Here is a 17,039-nt window from a genome sequence, read left to right as displayed (position 1 = left end):
TAAAAAAGGCCGTCTGAACATCTTTCAGACGGCCTTTGGGTTTAATAGGCAATCGTATCGGCAACCTGTGACAAACCGTTTTCCAACGATTCAAGCATGGCGGTATAGCCGTCGCCTTGTTGTGGCGTGATGGCGTTAAACGGTTTGCTGCGTCCGTCCGGCCATTGTGCATAACCGCTGATGGTGGTCTGCCCCTGATAGCTGCCTTGGAAGGCTTCGATATAGACTTTCAGGGTTTGGCTGCTTTGGCTGCGTGAAGCAGGGACGAAAGTATAGCGCGGATTGAGGCGGTTGAGCTTGTTGCTGAGGTTGGCCGCCAACGCGCCATCGAGTGGCGCCGCCCAAAGGTGGTTTTTCGCCAGATTCACATGATAGGCGTCGGTTTGGTAAACGAGGCCGCCGTTGGCAAGCGGTTCGGCAAGGTTGACTTTGACCGCGATTTCGTTGCCTTGTGCAGCCGGACGGATGTACTGGCTGTCGGGCAGGACGAAATATTGTGTGCTTTGCGCGGTGCCGCAGGCGGCAAGCGTCAGGGCGACGGCAATCGGGAAGAGGCGCATTATCGGCTTCCTTTCGGGATGGGGTCTTTGCTGCTGCTGTTGAAAATCAGCGCATTGGGTTTTTCTTTCAAAGTATTAATCACGGGTTGAACGTCTTTTAAGGTTTTGTCCAAACTTTGCAGCGTATTTTGCACGTCGCCGTAGATAGGCGATTGCGGCGATACACCTTGCAGGGTTTGACGCAATTCTTTCAGGGTTTGGTTCAGCTCGTTCGGAATGTTTTGTGTCTGCGGTTTACCGACCAGTTTGTCAATAGAGCTTAGGGCGGCATTGGCAGATTTGAGTGTGGACTTGAGCTCGGCAAGCGAGCCGTTCAAGCCGGCAACGGTTTTATCCAATGGCAGGTTGTTGAACTTGTCTAACAAATCGGCCACTTTTGCCTGCAAATCGTCCAAACCACCGCCTTGTGTGGCGATAACGGTATCGCCGGCATAAATGGTATGCGGTCGCAGCTTGGGCGAGGCGGAAGGCTGATCGTTCAACTCAATCATTTTGCTGCCGGTCAGCAGGTTGTTGCTGGAGATGGTGGCAGTCAGACCTTTGTTTAAGGCCGTCTGAAATTGTTGTTTCCAATGCTCTTTGCTTTGCTCGTCGGCATTGATTTCCAAACGGGAAGGCTCAATGCGGATGCGCACGGGAATCCAGCCGTTTTCAAACAAATGCAGGCTGTCGTTGCGGTCGAAATAGGGAACGTCGGAAACCACGCCGACATTCAGGCCTTTGTATTCGACGGGCGAACCGGCAGTCAGGCCGCGTACGGATTGTTTGAAGAATGCGGTGTAATACAGCGAGCGGTTGTCAGGCAGATTGGCCACTTCGCTGCGGCTGTCATAAAGCGTGAAGCTGTCTTCGCTTTTGACGTTTTTACTGTTTTTGGTTTTCGGCGAATCAAACGAAATCGCGCCCGACAGCAGGGCAGGCAGAGGAGCGGAGTTGAGTTTGACGCCGCTGCCTGTGGTTTCGATATTGATGCCGTTCTCCAACCAGAAACGGCTTTCCGAATTAATCAGTTTGTCGTTGGGGCTTTGGATGAAAATGGTGTAATGCACACTTTGGTCGGACGGGTCGAAATGCGCGCTTTCTACTTGGCCGACCATAAAGTTTTCATACAAAATCGGGCTGCTGGCATTGAGGATGCGGTCGTTTTTGCCGATCAAATTCAGGCGCAGGCCGCTTTGACCGATGGCGGCAATCGGCGGAATGTCTTGGACGACAAATACATCTTTGGTTTCTTGGCTTTTGCCAGGTGTAAATGCGATATAAGAGCCGGAAAGCAAGGTTCCCAAGCCGGTAACGCCGCTTTGGTCGATACGCGGTTTGACCACCCAAAATTGGGTATCGCTGCGGATAAGGTCTTTGGCATCGGCGCTGAGTTGGGCGGTAACTTCCACGCCTTTTTGGTCGTCGCGCAATTTGATGCGGGTAACGCGTCCGACATCGACGTTCAATACCTTAATAACGGTGTTGTTGACTTCGATGCCTTCGGCGCTATCCATCAACAGCGTAACGACAGGGCCGCGGTTGCGGATGTCTTTAACCAAAAGCCAGCCGCCGGCAATCAGCGCAATCAGCGGAATCAGCCACACGACAGAAGTGAAGACATTGGTTTTCTTGACACGCGCCGGGGCGTGATAATTGGGTGAAGAATCGTGTTTTTTCATTGTTTTAAGGTCTGGTCAGAATCAAGGCCGTCTGAAAGCTGCTGTTGTTTGTCCCAAATCAGACGGGGATCGAAATAATAGGCCGAAAGCATGGTCAAAATAACGACCAGGCAGAAGTAAACCGCCGCACCACCCGGCACGACGCGCGCCATATTGGTGTGGAACGAACTCATCAAAATAATAATCACAAAAATATCAATCATCGACCAGCGGCCGATGGATTCGGTAATCCGATACAAAACCGACATTTTGTCCGCGCTCATTACAGGCTTGAAGTATGCGGAATAAATCAAAACCGCCATCGCGATAATCTTCAATACCGGCACCATAATGCTCGCGCTGAAAATAATCACCGCAATCAACCGGTCGCCGTCGTCCCACATATAAACAATGCCGTTGAAAATCGTATTGATCTCCAAAGCCGTCGGGTTGGACGAAATCATAATCGGCAGGATGTTGGCAGGGAAATACAGGATAAACGCCGCCACTAAAAACGCCAGCGAAATGCTCAGGCTTTTCGGGCGGCGGCGGTATAAGTCCGCACCGCAAACGCCGCAAGGCTGCTCGTCTTTATCGCGGAAATACAGGCAGCGGCTGCAACAGATTTTGTCTTCAGAGGCCGTCTGAACCGCATGGCCGCCGGTTAAACGATGAATCTTATAATAAACCCAATGCTGCGGAATCGATACCGAAGTCCGAATCAGCATGACCGACAGCGGAAACATCAGATAAAACGCCGAGCCGAACTCTACCGTAGCAACGGACGAGAGTTTGATATACGCCACCAAAGTGGAAATGAAAAACACATCCACCATAATCCAATGACGCAGCCGCACCAATACACGCGTCGCAAAGCGCAGCGCAGGGTAGGCCTTTTCGCGTATCAAAGCCGTATAAACATAAAGGCAGAGCAGCAAAAACAGTAAAGGCGCGCCGAAAGTAAGGATAAACATCACTTCCGCCAGAAAACCGTAATCCAGCGAAATTAAAAGCCGCATCATTTGTGGTAGCGACAAAATCGATGTCACGCCGAACAAATCGACGCGGATATACACCATATTGTACGCAAACGCCATCAGAATCAAGGTTGTCAGCGCATAGGCGATCGGCGCGATATACGGATTGTTTTCCACCTCCACGATTTCATGGTTGCACACCGGACAATGCGCTTCCTGCCCCTGACGCAGGCGCGGAATATCCATACGGCAGCCGCAATCGGGGCATTCCACCGTATGTGCAGGCAGCGTCGCATCAGGAAGATAAGACTTGTAGCGCCACCAGCGATGGTAGGCAGGAATCCGTTTCATGGTTCGGCAGGGGATAAAGAAGGTGCAAAGAGTGTCGCATTATAAAGGAAAACAGCAGGATAGCCCAAATTTAGCAGATATTTGGTTGAATGGCGGCTGCTTCATAAGAAGGCCGTCTGAAAAGGCAGCAAAGGTTTCAGAAGACGCTGGCTATGGGCCGTTAGATTTTATTAATAAGACCCAATTGAATTTATTGTCATTGAAATAGAAATGATATATATTATATTTAAAAAAGATGAGACTTATTGAATTGCAAAAGGCACGCCAACACTGAGCCGGAAGCATTTAAAAAGTTACATTCTTTATTTTTAAAACGATTTTTTCAAAGAAGACGGCATTTCAACACAATAGAGGCCGTCTGGAGCCGTTTGTCCCCTATTCAAAGGAAACATCATGAGTGAAACCCAAGAGCTGACTTTCGCCAAACGCTTGAAAGAGCAAACCACAGTTACACACGACAGCGTTGATAACTTGGTTATGTTTGTCCAGCCTTTCGTCAGCAAAGAAAACTACATCAAATTTTTGAAACTCCAATCAGTTTTCCACAAAGCTGTCGATCACATCTATAAAGATGCCGAATTAAACAAAGCCATTCCCGAACTCGAATACATGGCGCGTTACGATGCCGTAACCCAAGACCTAAAAGACTTGGGCGAAGAGCCTTACAAATTCGACAAAGAATTGCCGCATGAAACAGGCAATAAAGCCATCGGCTGGCTCTATTGCGCCGAAGGTTCAAATTTGGGCGCCGCTTTCTTGTTCAAACACGCTCAAAAACTCGAATACAACGGCGAACACGGCGCACGCCACCTGGCCCCGCATCCCAACGGCCGCGGCAAACACTGGCGCGCCTTCGTCGAGCACCTGAATGCCCTGAACTTAACTCCGGAAGCCGAAGCAGAAGCCATTCAAGGCGCGCAGGAAGCGTTTGCCTTCTATAAAGTGATTCTGCGTGAAACTTTCGGTTTGCCGGAAGGCACAGAAGCCCCCGAAGGCATGACGCCGCACAGACATTAAAAATAATGAAACAAACAAGGTCTCGGCATGGATGTTTGCAGAGACCTTTAATTACACGACACAGATTTAGTTGTACGGGTTGCTGTCTTATTAATCATTAATGATTATCAGAAATTTTTTATGCATTAACTGATGGATGAACAATCCATTACATCTTGAGTTGATAATATGAAACCATTACAAATGCTCCCTATTGCCGCGCTGGTCGGCAGTATTTTCGGCAATCCAGTCTTGGCAGCGGATGAAGCTGCAACCGAAACCACACCCATTAAAGCAGAGATAAAAGAAGTCCGCGTTAAAGGCCAGCGTAATGCGCCTGCAACCGTGGAACGTGTCAACCTCGGCCGCATTCAACAGGAAATGATACGCGACAACAAAGACTTGGTGCGTTACTCCACCGACGTCGGCCTGAGCGACAGCGGCCGCCATCAAAAAGGCTTTGCCGTGCGCGGTGTGGAAGGCAACCGTGTCGGTGTCAGTATTGACGGCGTGAGCCTGCCTGATTCGGAAGAAAACTCACTGTATGCCCGTTATGGCAACTTCAACAGTTCGCGCCTGTCCATCGACCCCGAACTCGTACGCAACATCGAAATCGTGAAGGGCGCTGACTCTTTCAATACCGGCAGCGGCGCATTGGGTGGCGGCGTGAATTACCAAACCCTGCAAGGCCATGATTTGCTGTTGCCTGAGCGTCAGTTCGGCGTGATGATGAAAAACGGTTACAGCAGCCGCAACCGCGAATGGACAAATACACTTGGGTTCGGTTTGAACAACGACCGCGTGGATGCCGCTTTGCTGTATTCGCAACGTCGCGGTCATGAGACTGAAAGCGCGGGCGAGCGTGGTTATCCGGTAGAGGGCGCCGGCAGCGGAGCGAATATCCGTGGTTCTGCGCGCGGTATTCCTGACCCGTCCAAACATAAATACCACAGCTTTTTGGGTAAGATTGCTTACCAAATCAACGACAACCACCGTATCGGCGCATCTCTCAACGGTCAGCAGGGCCACAATTACACGATCGAAGAGTCTTATAACCTGACCGCTTCTTCTTGGCGAGAAGCCGATGACGTAAACAGACGGCGCAATGCCAACCTGTTTTACGAGTGGACGCCCGATTCGAATTGGTTGTCGTTGTTGAAAGCGGACTTCGATTATCAGAAAACCAAAGTAGCGGCGGTTAACAACAAAGGCTCGTTCCCGATAGATTATTCTACCTGGACGCGCAACTACAATCAGAAGGATTTGGACGAAATCTACAACCGCAGCATGGATACAACCTTCAAACGCATTACATTGCGTATGGACAGCCAGCCGTTCCAATTCGGCGGTCAACATCGTTTGTCCCTCAAAACGTTTGCCAGCCAACGTGATTTTGAAAACTTAAACCGCGACGACTACTACTTCAGCGGCCGTATTTTACGCACGACCAGCACGATTCAGCATCCGGTGAAAACCAACAACTATGGTTTCTCGCTGTCTGACCAAATCCAATGGAACGACGTGTTCAGCAGCCGCGCAGGTATCCGTTACGACTACACCAAAATGACGCCGCAGCAACTGAATGCCGAGTGTCATGCTTGTGACAAAACACCACCTGCAGCCAACACTTATAAAGGCTGGAGCGGTTTTGTCGGCTTGGCTGCACAGCTGAGTCAGACATGGCGTTTGGGTTACGATGTAACTTCCGGTTTCCGCGTGCCGAATGCGTCTGAAGTGTATTTCACTTACAACCACGGCTCAGGTACCTGGTTGCCTAATCCGAACCTGAAAGCCGAGCGCAGCACCACCCATACCCTTTCTCTGCAAGGCCGCAGCGAAAAAGGCACTTTGGATGCGAACCTGTATCAAAGCAATTACCGCAACTTCTTGTCTGAAGAGCAGAAGCTGACCACCAGTGGCGATGTCGGCTGTACTCAGATGAATTACTACTATGGTATTTGTAGCAATCCTTATTCCGAAAAACTGGAATGGCAGATGCAAAACATCGACAAGGCCCGAATCCGTGGTCTTGAGCTGACAGGCCGTCTGAATTTAGGTCAAGTGGTTTCTTTTGTACCTGAAGGCTGGAAATTGTTTGGTTCTGTCGGTTACGCGAAGAGCAAACTGTCAGGCAACAACAGCCTGCTGTCCACCCAGCCTCTGAAAGTGATTGCCGGTGTCGATTACGAAAGCCCGAGCGAAAAATGGGGTGTGTTCTCCCGCTTGACCTATCTGGGAGCGAAAAAGGCCAAAGACGCTCAATATACCGTGTTTGAAAACACTGGTTGGGGTACGCCTTTGCAAGAAAAAGTAGTAGATTACCCATGGCTGAACAAATCGGCTTATGTGTTTGATATGTACGGCTTCTACAAACCAGTGAAAAACCTGACCCTGCGCGCGGGCGTGTATAATGTGTTCAACCGAAAATACACTACTTGGGACTCTCTGCGCGGTCTGTACAGCTACAGCACCACCAACGGGGTTGACCGCGATGGCAAAGGCTTAGACCGCTACCGCGCACCCGGCCGCAATTACGCCGTATCGCTGGAATGGAAATTCTAAGCAGTTAACGGATAGCTAAAGGCCGTCTGAAAGTTTTGATGACTTTCAGACGGCCTTTTTTAGTTAAAACGAAATCCTTAATCGGATAACAACGGTTGCTGCCGAACAATCGCGCGGATGATGGCGCGGTTGGGGTGTAGTGCGGTTCTCAGCCTTTGTGATAGCGGATGCGGCAAGCCGAGTATTTCGGCTGCAATGGCAGCGGCGCAGATGGGGGCTGTCGCCAGGCCGCGTGTGCCGTGTGCCGTATTGATGTAGGCATGGGGCAGGTAAGGGCAGGGAATATTGTCGAGGCGGTAGTTCTTGTCCAATGCCAGTTTGGCGTAGGCGGACTGCATGGCGGCGATGTCGCCGAGTGCGCCGACAACGGGCAAGTGGTCGAAGCTGTCGCAACGCAGGGCGGCATGGCCTTGTGTGTCTTGAAGGCCGTCTGAAAACGAATTTTGCTCAAACAGGGATTGTGCCAATGGCGGATTGAGCTGGTGCAGGGCGGCACGGTTGTCGGCTTCTTCGTGCGGATACCAAGTTTCATCGTTGCTGTTGAGGACAAATGTTGCGCCGTAGCAGTGGCTGCCTTGCCAGCTCGGGCTGATGTAGCTTTCGCCGGAAATAGCGCAATGCAGCTTTTGTGAAAACGGGCTGGCGGACACAACGCCGGTTTGGCCGCGGATTTGGCGGAAAGGCAGGGCGGAGACATTGGTGTCGGCAGCAGTCGGGCTGTGCGCACCCATGCAGTAAACGATATGGCTGGCGTTGAAATGCGCGTTTGGCGTGTGTGCCGTCCATTGTGCGCCGTTATGTGATACGGCGGTCAGCGGCGAGTGTTCGTGTAACTCGATCAGCGGATGGTTCAATAAGGCATGCACGACGGCAGGCGGATTCAGCCATACGCCTTGCGGCCAGTAAAGGCCGTCTGAAAATACGTCTATGCCTGCGATGGACGCAGCCTCTTCGGCGGATACGCTGCGGTAAAGGTGCTTATGCTGGTGTTGCAAACCCAAGGCTTGATTGCGTTTGCGTTCGCTGTCGTCAAAATTCAAATGCAATACGCCGTCGCCTCCCCATGCGTCGGAGTTGGGCAGCAAGTTTTCCAGTAATCGGCGCGTGTAGCCGTAGCCTGTCAGCAGCAGCTCGGTTTGTTCGGTATCGTGCGGCGAGATTTTGGCGTAGAGCAAGCCTTGGCGGTTGCCGCTGCCTGCCTGCGCCGCTTTTCCGGCCTCTAAAACGGTAACGCGTACGCCGTGTTCCGCCAGTTTGCGTGCGGTCGCTGCGCCGGCAATGCCTGCGCCGATAATCAGGACGTGTTCGGGCGCGGCTTGATGTTCAGGCCGTCTGAACCAAGGTTTTAGAGGAGTTGGGATGGATTGGGGTATGGCTTCGGTTTGCCATTCGATATGAGGGAAATGTTCGTGCAAGCAGTCGGCGCGGTGTGGCGGAACCAGCCAAAGGTGCACGTCAGGCAAGAGGTTTTCCAAAACATTGACGCTGTTGAACTGAAGGCATTTCATGGCTTGAACGAGGCGGCTGTTCAGACGGCCTTCAAGCTCGGATGGCCGATTCGATAATGGAAAATCGGGAATATGGTTTTCAGGCAGGCAGACAATCAAATAAAGCGGCGCGGTATGTTGTTCGATGGCGCGGCAAAGGGTAGCAAGGGAAGGTGTGGTGTTCCAAGCAAGGCAGGTCATGATGAAAGGCCGTCTGAAAAAAGAGGCTTTATTGTAACGCGGTTTGCGCGGATAGAATATCCGGACGGGTTTTGATAAAATCTTTCGATATTTGTTTTCCCATTGATTTTCATACAGGAATTTTATGCGCCGTCTTTTATTGTGCCTTCTCGCTTCCGGCTTGCCCGTTGCCTGTTTATCCGCGCCGCCGGATAACGGCGGCAAAGCCTTTCAGTCCAAACGGTGGGCAACACCCATTAAACACGATGCCAACCTTTATCGCATCGATGACAAGCTTTACCGCAGCGAGCAGCCCGTTGCCGAAGATGGCGAAGCCATTGTCAAGCTGGGCATTCAAAGCGTGATCAACCTGCGCTTTTTCGACCGCAACGATGACGACCATTTGAAGGCGTATGGTTTGAATTGCTAAACCGTCCGTTGCTGTCATGGAGCATTAAGCCGAAAGAGATTGCGGAAATCCTATACCTGATTGAAAAACAACAGCAAAACGGCGCAGTGCTTATCCATTGTTATCATGGCGCGGACCGTACCGGTTTGATTGCCGGAATGTACCGCATCATCTATCAAGGCTGGCCGGTGGAAGAGGCAAAAGCCGAAATGCAACACGGGCCTTACGGTTATCACAGCATTTGGAAAAACATTGCCAAGCTGTTTACCGAGGAGAAAGTCAAGCAGGTTAAAACGCATTTGGAAGCCTTGCGCAAACGCGGTTGACGCCAAGATTCAAAACATAAAAAGGCCGTCTGAAAGATTTGTTTTTTCAGACGGCCTTTTTAATGACAGACGGTTTAAATCACAAAATCCGTAGATGATAATTGAATGCTTTGATCCATATCGGCAGACGGGGTTTTGGAAGAGCGGCCGACCGGTTTGGCCGGTACGCCGACAACGGTAATCGAAGACGGTACGTCGGCAACCACCACGCTGCCTGCGCCGATTTTGGCATTTTTGCCGATGCGGATGTTGCCCAAAATCGAAGCGTTCGCACCAATCATCACGCCGTCGCCGATTTTCGGGTGGCGGTCGCCGCTTTCTTTGCCCGAGCCGCCCAGCGTTACGCCGTGGAGGATGGAAATATTGTTGCCCAAGACGGCGGTTTCACCGGCCACAAAACCGGTGGCATGGTCGAGCATTAAACCATGACCGAAACGCGCAGCCGGGTGAATGTCGACGCCGAACACTTCCGACATGCGGTTTTGCAGGAAATACGCCAGCGTTTTGCGGCCGTTTTGATAAAGCCAGTGGTTGATGCGGTGCGCCTGTACGGCGTGAAAACCTTTGAAATACAACAGCGGCAGCGAATATTCATCACAAGCCGGGTCGCGCTCGTAAATGGCTTTCAAGTCGGCCTCGACACATTTGCTGATGCGGGTGTCCGCACTTAAAGCCTGCTGATAAATTTCAAACAGTGCACGTACGTCCATAATCGGACTGCCGAGCTTGCTGGAAAGATGGTAGGCCAATACCGAATCGAGAGACTGGTGGCGCAATACGGTTTGATGCAGGAAGCTCGCCAGCATCGGCTCGGCCGCGGCGGCGGCTTCGGTTTCTTCGCGGATGGTGTGCCACAGATTAAAATCAGTTGAATTCAAATGGTCTTTTTTCATGTTTGAGGCCGTCTGAAGAATACAATCAGATGGTTATCTTACCGTTTTCCAACGTATTTTAACAAGGCATTTGATAATCGGCATTCAAATGCTTGAAGTTTTTTCAGACGGCCTTATATATGAAACATCGAATATCAACACGCTAAAAGGATGTCAGAAATGACGGAGCATAACGAACAACATCAACACGAAGCAGAAGAAGCGGCAGCCGTAGAAACTGCCGAAACCGTTGAAACCGAACAGGCCGAACCGACTTACGAAGAGCTTCAGGCGCGTGTCGCCGAGTTGGAAGGCCAGCTCAAAGACAGCGAATTGCGCGGTCTGGCAAACGAGCAAAACCTGCGCCGCCGCCATCAGCAGGAAATCGCCGACACCCATAAATTCGCCGGACAAAAATTTGCAGCAGAAATGTTGCCGGTTAAAGATTATCTCGAAATGGCGCTGCTGGACCAAAGCGGCAATTTCGATGCGCTGAAAATGGGCGTGCAAATGACTTTGAACGAGCTGCAAAAAGCATTTGATGCCACACATATTAAAGAAATCAACCCGCAGCCGGGCGACAAACTCGATCCGCACCAACATCAAGCGATGCAGGCAGTCGTCAGCGAGCAAGAGCCGAATACCATCGTCAGCGTGATGAAAAAAGGCTATACATTGGCCGACCGCGTGCTGCGTCCTGCAATGGTTGTCGTGGCGAAAAAAGAAGATTGAAGGCATCGCTTGATACAGTTTATCAAGCATAAAATCTTCAGACGGCCTTATCCGGTTTCAAAACCCGATGTTCCGCTATTGGAAAATCATTCCGATAAACCGGAATCGGAAAATGAAAACCGGGCCGTCTGAAAAAAGAATAAACGGCTTGTGGATAAATAAATCAAGCACTTGAATTTAATCTTAAAAAAAATTCAAAATAGGCCTTGAAAAAAAATGAAGCAACCTTATTTACAAGCCATCGGAACGAAATGTTCCACAGGATTATTAATTAAGAAAAGTTTATTTAGGAGCAACATAATATGGCAAAAGTAATCGGTATTGACTTAGGTACAACCAACTCTTGTTTGGCCATTTCTGAAAACGGTCAAACCAAAGTAATCGAAAACGCAGAAGGCGCACGCACCACTCCTTCCGTTATCGCTTATTTGGACGGCGGCGAAATCCTCGTCGGCGCACCTGCAAAACGCCAAGCGGTAACCAACGCTAAAAACACTATTTACGCGGCCAAACGTTTGATCGGCCACAAATTTGAAGACAAAGAAGTACAACGCGACATCGAGTCCATGCCTTTCGAAATCATCAAAGCCAACAACGGCGACGCATGGGTAAAAGCACAAGGCAAAGAGCTGTCTCCTCCTCAAATTTCCGCAGAAGTTTTGCGTAAAATGAAAGAAGCAGCCGAAGCTTACTTGGGCGAAAAAGTAACCGAAGCCGTGATTACCGTTCCTGCCTACTTCAACGACAGCCAACGTCAAGCAACTAAAGACGCAGGCCGCATCGCAGGTTTGGAAGTAAAACGCATCATCAACGAACCGACTGCAGCCGCTTTGGCATTCGGTATGGACAAAGGCGACAGCAAAGACCGTAAAATTGCCGTGTATGACTTGGGTGGCGGTACTTTCGATATTTCCATCATCGAAATTGCCAACATCGACGGCGACAAACAATTCGAAGTATTGGCAACCAACGGCGACACCTTCTTGGGCGGCGAAGACTTCGACCAACGCTTGATCGACTACATCATTGACGAGTTCAAAAAAGAACAAGGCATTGATTTGAAACAAGACGTCATGGCTCTGCAACGCCTGAAAGAAGCTGCCGAGAAAGCCAAAATTGAATTGTCCAGCGGTCAGCAAACCGAAATCAACCTGCCGTACATTACTATGGACGCAACCGGTCCGAAACACTTGGCCATGAAAATTACCCGTGCCAAATTCGAAAGCCTGGTTGAAGATTTGATTCAACGTTCTATCGAGCCTTGCAAAATCGCATTGAAAGATGCCGGCTTGAGCACCAGCGACATCGACGACGTGATTTTGGTCGGCGGTCAGTCCCGTATGCCGAAAGTACAAGAAGCCGTTAAAGCCTTCTTCGGCAAAGAGCCTCGCAAAGACGTGAACCCTGACGAAGCCGTTGCCGTAGGTGCAGCAATTCAAGGCGAAGTATTGAGCGGCGGCCGCAGCGACGTATTGCTGCTGGACGTAACGCCTCTGTCTTTGGGTATCGAAACCATGGGCGGCGTGATGACCAAGCTGATTCAAAAGAACACTACTATCCCGACTAAAGCGTCTCAAGTGTTCTCTACTGCCGAAGACAACCAAAGCGCGGTAACCATCCATGTGCTGCAAGGCGAACGCGAACGTGCTTCTGCCAACAAGTCTTTGGGTCAGTTCAACTTGACCGACATCGCACCTGCACCACGCGGTATGCCTCAAATTGAAGTTACTTTCGACATCGATGCCAACGGTATCTTGCACGTTTCTGCCAAAGACAAAGGCACCGGCAAAGCTGCCAACATCACCATCCAAGGTTCTTCCGGTTTGAGCGAAGAAGAAATCGAACGCATGGTGAAAGATGCCGAAGCCAATGCTGAAGAAGATAAAAAACTGACTGAATTGGTCGCTTCACGCAACCAAGCCGAAGCCCTGATTCACTCCGTGAAAAAATCTTTGGCCGACTACGGCGACAAACTCGATGCTGCCGAGAAAGAAAAAATCGAAGCTGCGTTGAAAGAAGCTGAAGAAGCCGTTAAAGGCGACGACAAAGCCACTATCGATGCTAAAGCCGAAGCTTTGGGCACAGCCAGCCAAAAACTGGGCGAAATGGTTTACGCTCAAGCGCAAGCCGAAGCACAAGCAGGCGAGGGCGCACAAGCCGAGTCTTCTGCTAAGAAAGACGACGACGTTGTAGATGCCGACTTTGAAGAAGTAAAAGACGACAAAAAATAATTGATGCCGTCTGAAAAAAAGCGCGAATCGAAAGGTTCGCGCTTTTTGTTGTTTGGGGAATATGTAAAGACGCTTTGTCAAAATTGACGGTAAACTTTCAAAACCTTGCTACATCATCGTGTTACCATATTTCTATTGTCGAATTTTGAACAGATTTCGCCGAATGTTGACAGCAGCTGACAGTCAAAGCCATTAATATTTGTCCATCGATTGAGTGCGAATAAATGCTTATTTTTGCCTCAAATCAACCTCTTGAAAGAAGATAAATATGAAAAAACTGATTCAAATGACCTCTTTGATGGTTGCCGCTGCAGGTTTGGTCTTGACTCCAGTCGCTTCTGCGCATGGCAAGCACGACATGCATCCGAAACAAGAGTGTATGCACAAAAAAGCCAAACCGCAAAAAATGAAAAAACCTGCACCTAAAGCCAGACACCACGCAGCTAAGCCCAAACATCATCAAGAGCATCACTACGAACCTCATTAAGATGAATCCTCAACAATATATAAGGCCGTCTGAAACCCAAACATCAGTTTTCAGACGGCCTTCGGTTTATCTGTCAAATAGCGCTTTGCCGTTTTTCTTGTGCCAAACGGGTCGGCTCCAGCCAGGCAATGTTTCTTTCTGCCAGCGCATCGCGCCAATAATCCAGTTTGGTATCCAAATCTTCAGAGAAACTGTCTTGATTCAAAAGCTGAATGATAACACCGCCATCCGTGGCTTCGGCCAAGCGGCTGATTTGACGCAAAATGCCGCGATCGGGAACAGTTTGCGTGCGTACGCCGATGAGAAGTTGCGCCGGAGTTTGTTTCAATTCGGCTTCCAATTGTTCCAAATCTTTTCTGCCGGCGACTACGCCTTTGTCTATCCATTCTTGCGCCAAAACGCCGGAAAACCAAAGCGGCTCAGGCCATTCCGTTTCCAGTGTAACAGCCCATTTAGGCGCATTGTTCAGCGTAATTTTAGATGAAACGGGAACGATGTTTTCCTGAAAATCATCGGCATCGACAATCTTCGTTTGCCATGCGCGGAGGATGTTTTGATAGTAGGGCTGATTCAAATCCAAACGTTCGCGAAGGGTTTTTAAAGTAATCTTGCAAGCCAGCCAAGCAATCAAGCGCGGCAGAATGCCATAGCAGATAATGCTGCCGATGAGTAAACCCGCCCAAGCGCGTGCATCTTCGATATGATTGTTCAGACGGCCTGCAATTACGGCCTGACTGTCGGGAACAGGAAAGCCCAAACGTTCCGGCAGCCATGACAAAGCCTCAACCGTTTTCACCAATGCCGTATTGCTTAAAAGCGTACTTTCCCAGTTGAACGTATATTGACGCACCAAAAGTAGCAGCAAAACAGAAACCAACATCCCCGACAGCGTACAAAGCCACAGACTGTGTGAGGTTGCGCCAATCAGCCAACGCGTTTGCGGTTTGCGCCATTCGCCCATATAAAGCCGCAAAATAGCCTGATTGACCGGGTCTTTACCTCGGAACCAAGTTGCCGGACTGCTGATAAAGTGCACATTTTTCAAACGCAGGAATAAAGTCGCCAGCCACACCAGCAGCATGACCGTATTCATGCCCAAAATTCCGGCCAACACCAGAAAAAAGTTCAGTCCCTGATGGTCCATCAACAGATAAGTGCTGGAAAAACCGACCGTAAACAACAACGTCGCCGCAACAATCCAAAGCCAAAACGAGCCTGTCTCCACCTGTTGCAACACATATTTCAAATGCTTGTCGCGGTCAATAATTTGAGCGCGGCGTATCAGTTTTTCCTCATTGCCGCCGTCAATATGTTGCAACGCTTCCGTCGCCTGCACAGGATCTCCCGGAAAAATATAGGCACGCTCTTCAAGGATACGGACCAATTCGACAAGTTTTTGCGATGGATTCAACATAAATGATAGGCCGTCTGAAAGATAAAATGGAAACGTCTGTTATACCCCCAAATAAACCCTTTTTTGCAAAGGTCAAAAAATTAAAAGCAGTTTTGATTTTGAATAGGGTATATAGTGGAATAGATGTAAAAAAAGCAGCCCGAAAGCTGCTTATTTTTAGTGTGGTGCGGACGGAGAGACTCGAACTCTCACACCTCGCGGCGCCAGAACCTAAATCTGGTGCGTCTACCAATTTCGCCACGTCCGCACTAATTTGAGTTGTGGATTATACACAAGATTAATGGGGGCGCAAAGTCTTGTTTGCTTGAATTTGTCGGTTTATCCCTTATATAATGACTTATTCCGGCCGTCTGAAAGCAGGGTTTGTTTTCAGACGGCCTCAACTTTCCATTTGGTGAGGAAGGGCTGATGCCTGCTTTATTGATTAAAGATTTTTTGCAGACGCAAGGTTTGAAGCTGCCTGCGGATGAGATACATGTTGCTTATTTGACTGCCCAGGCTGTGATTAAAATGGGTAATGCTTCGGTTGAGCGTTCGATTTTGTGGCCGTCTGAAGACGGTTGGCAATTGGCGGATTATGTCGATGCCGAACATGAATTATTGCTGAAACAGATTTTTATGGCTTTGGATTCGGTTGCCGAGCGCACCGAGCATTTGAAAAGCGCAGCCGTTTATACTGCGTTTCCGAAAGATGGCGCGTTGTCGCTGGTTCGGCTGAGCCGTTGGGGCGTGCCGTTGGAAAATGTGATTCCAATCGATGAGCCGACCGGGCAGGCTTTTTTGGCTGTGCGTACGGCGCAAAGCGGTTGGATGAATGTTTGTCAGAATGTGGCGTATTGGCAGGAAATTGGTGAATTGTCAGCCGAACGCAATCATCCCGGCTTGAGCCAGATTTCTGTTCCTGTCTGTATGCCCAGCGGTGCGGTTTTAGGCGTGGTACATGCTGAGTTTGATGTCAAGGACGGTGCGCCGGACGAAGTATTGGTGGCCTGGATTGCCCTTGCATTAGCCTTGGCGGAACCTTTGAAAAACCTCTTGGGCGTGGCTGAAAACGAGGAAGCGGAAAATGAGTAAGGCCTTGAAGTTTGTCGCGTCATGCCGTTTGCCTACGGAATGGGGCGAATTTACCATGCACGGCTTTGAAGAAGAGGGCGGGCAGGAACATGTCGCATTGACGATGGGCGATGTTTCAGACGGCCTGCCTGTGTTGTCGCGTATTCATTCCGAGTGCTTGACCGGCGATGCTTTATTTTCGGTGAAATGTGATTGCGGTCCTCAGCTTCAAGCGGCGATGCAGGCCGTTCAGAAAGAAGGGCGTGGTGTTATCGTATATTTGCGCCAAGAAGGCAGGGGCATTGGTTTGATAAACAAAATCCGTGCGTATCGTTTGCAAGACCAAGGCTTGGATACGGTTGAGGCCAATGTTGCACTCGGCCTTCCTGTTGATGCGCGCGACTTTACTTTGGCCAAGCAGATTTATGATTATCTGCATATTCGTGAAGTCAGGTTGCTGACTAATAACCCTGAGAAAATTCAAACGTTGAAAGATTCCGGCATTAATGTGGTTGAACGCATTGCATTACATGTCGGCGAAAATGTGGAAAATGAGCGTTATCTGCATACCAAGGCGGATAAATTGGGGCATTTGATTTTTGATTGATAGATGGGCATAACGGTTATTTTTATTGTTAAATAAAATATTCTATATTCTTTCAATGGGATATATTTTTATTTAAATAAAAACCTTGCGCGTAATCTGATTTTTTGATTTAATGTCGGCTTATCGGGTGATTAGCTCAGTTGGTAGAGCGTCTG

The 17,039-nt window shown here is 49.6% G+C and carries 13 protein-coding genes, 1 tRNA gene and 1 pseudogene; 8 read left to right on the top strand and 7 right to left on the bottom strand.

Annotation, left to right across the window (positions count from 1 at the left end; genetic code table 11):
* Window positions 1-41 precede the first annotated feature (41 nt).
* Genes HMPREF2711_RS02935 through HMPREF2711_RS02925 form a run of 3 tightly spaced genes read right to left on the bottom strand, consistent with a single transcriptional unit; the run spans window position 42 to window position 3,528 of the window.
* Window positions 42-560, bottom strand: coding sequence for a PqiC family protein (locus HMPREF2711_RS02935; protein WP_003747525.1), 519 nt, complete (start codon window positions 558-560; stop codon window positions 42-44).
* Window positions 560-2,221, bottom strand: coding sequence for an intermembrane transport protein PqiB (gene pqiB, locus HMPREF2711_RS02930; RefSeq protein ID WP_070615433.1), 1,662 nt, complete (start codon window positions 2,219-2,221; stop codon window positions 560-562). The genes HMPREF2711_RS02935 and pqiB overlap by 1 nt, the downstream gene beginning before the upstream one ends.
* Window positions 2,218-3,528, bottom strand: a complete 1,311-nt coding sequence (locus tag HMPREF2711_RS02925; RefSeq protein WP_003747521.1) for a paraquat-inducible protein A — start codon at window positions 3,526-3,528, stop codon at window positions 2,218-2,220. The genes pqiB and HMPREF2711_RS02925 overlap by 4 nt, the downstream gene beginning before the upstream one ends.
* 393 nt (window positions 3,529-3,921) lie before the next feature.
* Here HMPREF2711_RS02925 and HMPREF2711_RS02915 point away from each other — a divergent pair, with 393 nt between their 5' ends.
* Both HMPREF2711_RS02915 and HMPREF2711_RS02910 read left to right on the top strand, forming a co-directional pair.
* Window positions 3,922-4,545: a biliverdin-producing heme oxygenase gene (locus HMPREF2711_RS02915; RefSeq protein WP_003747519.1), complete on the top strand. Its 624-nt coding sequence runs from the start codon at window positions 3,922-3,924 to the stop codon at window positions 4,543-4,545.
* 168 nt (window positions 4,546-4,713) lie between these two features.
* Window positions 4,714-7,086 (top strand): TonB-dependent hemoglobin/transferrin/lactoferrin family receptor, encoded by a 2,373-nt coding sequence (locus tag HMPREF2711_RS02910; RefSeq protein ID WP_003747517.1) that lies wholly within the window; start codon window positions 4,714-4,716, stop codon window positions 7,084-7,086.
* A 77-nt stretch (window positions 7,087-7,163) separates the two neighbouring features.
* Here the strand turns inward: HMPREF2711_RS02910 and mnmC are convergent, their stop codons facing one another.
* Window positions 7,164-8,774: an FAD-dependent 5-carboxymethylaminomethyl-2-thiouridine(34) oxidoreductase MnmC1 gene (gene mnmC, locus HMPREF2711_RS02905; protein ID WP_003747515.1), complete on the bottom strand. Its 1,611-nt coding sequence runs from the start codon at window positions 8,772-8,774 to the stop codon at window positions 7,164-7,166.
* A gap of 124 nt (window positions 8,775-8,898) precedes the next feature.
* On the opposite strand from mnmC, the pseudogene HMPREF2711_RS11005 reads away from it, so the two are divergent.
* Window positions 8,899-9,488: pseudogene (locus tag HMPREF2711_RS11005) on the top strand (tyrosine-protein phosphatase).
* A gap of 74 nt (window positions 9,489-9,562) precedes the next feature.
* Here HMPREF2711_RS11005 and cysE read toward each other — a convergent pair.
* A complete protein-coding gene (cysE, locus tag HMPREF2711_RS02895; protein WP_003747509.1) occupies window positions 9,563-10,381 on the bottom strand; it encodes a serine O-acetyltransferase in 819 nt (272 codons plus the stop codon).
* Between the two features lie 150 nt (window positions 10,382-10,531).
* On the opposite strand from cysE, the gene grpE reads away from it, so the two are divergent.
* The 3 genes from grpE to HMPREF2711_RS02880 all read left to right on the top strand — a co-directional run bounded on the left by grpE (window position 10,532) and on the right by HMPREF2711_RS02880 (window position 13,810).
* The gene (gene grpE, locus HMPREF2711_RS02890) at window positions 10,532-11,092 is read left to right on the top strand and encodes a nucleotide exchange factor GrpE (protein ID WP_003747507.1); all 561 of its coding nucleotides are present in this window, start codon (window positions 10,532-10,534) and stop codon (window positions 11,090-11,092) included.
* 302 nt (window positions 11,093-11,394) lie between these two features.
* A complete protein-coding gene (dnaK, locus tag HMPREF2711_RS02885) occupies window positions 11,395-13,323 on the top strand; it encodes a molecular chaperone DnaK (RefSeq protein ID WP_003747505.1) in 1,929 nt (642 codons plus the stop codon).
* Between the two features lie 268 nt (window positions 13,324-13,591).
* The gene (locus HMPREF2711_RS02880) at window positions 13,592-13,810 is read left to right on the top strand and encodes a hypothetical protein (RefSeq protein ID WP_070615430.1); all 219 of its coding nucleotides are present in this window, start codon (window positions 13,592-13,594) and stop codon (window positions 13,808-13,810) included.
* 73 nt (window positions 13,811-13,883) lie between these two features.
* Here the strand turns inward: HMPREF2711_RS02880 and HMPREF2711_RS02875 are convergent, their stop codons facing one another.
* Together HMPREF2711_RS02875 and HMPREF2711_RS02870 are read right to left on the bottom strand one after the other, a co-directional pair.
* On the bottom strand, window positions 13,884-15,224 hold the full coding sequence (locus HMPREF2711_RS02875) for a DUF2868 domain-containing protein (protein WP_003747501.1): 1,341 nt from the start codon (window positions 15,222-15,224) through the stop codon (window positions 13,884-13,886).
* Between the two features lie 162 nt (window positions 15,225-15,386).
* A tRNA-Leu gene (locus tag HMPREF2711_RS02870) sits at window positions 15,387-15,471 on the bottom strand.
* A gap of 161 nt (window positions 15,472-15,632) precedes the next feature.
* On the opposite strand from HMPREF2711_RS02870, the gene HMPREF2711_RS02865 reads away from it, so the two are divergent.
* Together HMPREF2711_RS02865 and ribA are read left to right on the top strand one after the other, a co-directional pair.
* A complete protein-coding gene (locus tag HMPREF2711_RS02865; protein WP_003747499.1) occupies window positions 15,633-16,298 on the top strand; it encodes a hypothetical protein in 666 nt (221 codons plus the stop codon).
* Window positions 16,291-16,884 carry a GTP cyclohydrolase II gene (gene ribA / locus HMPREF2711_RS02860; protein ID WP_003747497.1) on the top strand — a complete coding sequence of 198 codons (594 nt, stop codon included), beginning with the start codon at window positions 16,291-16,293 and terminating at the stop codon, window positions 16,882-16,884. Before HMPREF2711_RS02865 ends, ribA begins: the two co-directional genes overlap by 8 nt.
* The last annotated feature ends 155 nt before the right edge of the window (window positions 16,885-17,039 follow it).

It is taken from the genome of Neisseria sp. HMSC070A01, from assembly GCF_001810165.1.
GTDB lineage: Bacteria > Pseudomonadota > Gammaproteobacteria > Burkholderiales > Neisseriaceae > Neisseria.
The sequence above is the reverse complement of the archived record's forward strand: the minus strand, read 5'-3'. Positions and strand labels throughout refer to the sequence as shown.

Excerpts from the sequence above, each read along its gene's own strand:
- HMPREF2711_RS02935 (WP_003747525.1), bottom strand. The coding sequence starts at position 560 with ATGCGCCTCTTCCCGATTGCCGTCGCCCTGACGCTTGCCGCCTGCGGC.
- pqiB (WP_070615433.1), bottom strand. The coding sequence starts at position 2,221 with ATGAAAAAACACGATTCTTCACCCAATTATCACGCCCCGGCGCGTGTC.
- HMPREF2711_RS02925 (WP_003747521.1), bottom strand. The coding sequence starts at position 3,528 with ATGAAACGGATTCCTGCCTACCATCGCTGGTGGCGCTACAAGTCTTAT.
- HMPREF2711_RS02915 (WP_003747519.1), top strand. The coding sequence starts at position 3,922 with ATGAGTGAAACCCAAGAGCTGACTTTCGCCAAACGCTTGAAAGAGCAA.
- HMPREF2711_RS02910 (WP_003747517.1), top strand. The coding sequence starts at position 4,714 with ATGAAACCATTACAAATGCTCCCTATTGCCGCGCTGGTCGGCAGTATT.
- mnmC (WP_003747515.1), bottom strand. The coding sequence starts at position 8,774 with ATGACCTGCCTTGCTTGGAACACCACACCTTCCCTTGCTACCCTTTGC.
- cysE (WP_003747509.1), bottom strand. The coding sequence starts at position 10,381 with ATGAAAAAAGACCATTTGAATTCAACTGATTTTAATCTGTGGCACACC.
- grpE (WP_003747507.1), top strand. The coding sequence starts at position 10,532 with ATGTCAGAAATGACGGAGCATAACGAACAACATCAACACGAAGCAGAA.
- dnaK (WP_003747505.1), top strand. The coding sequence starts at position 11,395 with ATGGCAAAAGTAATCGGTATTGACTTAGGTACAACCAACTCTTGTTTG.
- HMPREF2711_RS02880 (WP_070615430.1), top strand. The coding sequence starts at position 13,592 with ATGAAAAAACTGATTCAAATGACCTCTTTGATGGTTGCCGCTGCAGGT.
- HMPREF2711_RS02875 (WP_003747501.1), bottom strand. The coding sequence starts at position 15,224 with ATGTTGAATCCATCGCAAAAACTTGTCGAATTGGTCCGTATCCTTGAA.
- HMPREF2711_RS02865 (WP_003747499.1), top strand. The coding sequence starts at position 15,633 with ATGCCTGCTTTATTGATTAAAGATTTTTTGCAGACGCAAGGTTTGAAG.
- ribA (WP_003747497.1), top strand. The coding sequence starts at position 16,291 with ATGAGTAAGGCCTTGAAGTTTGTCGCGTCATGCCGTTTGCCTACGGAA.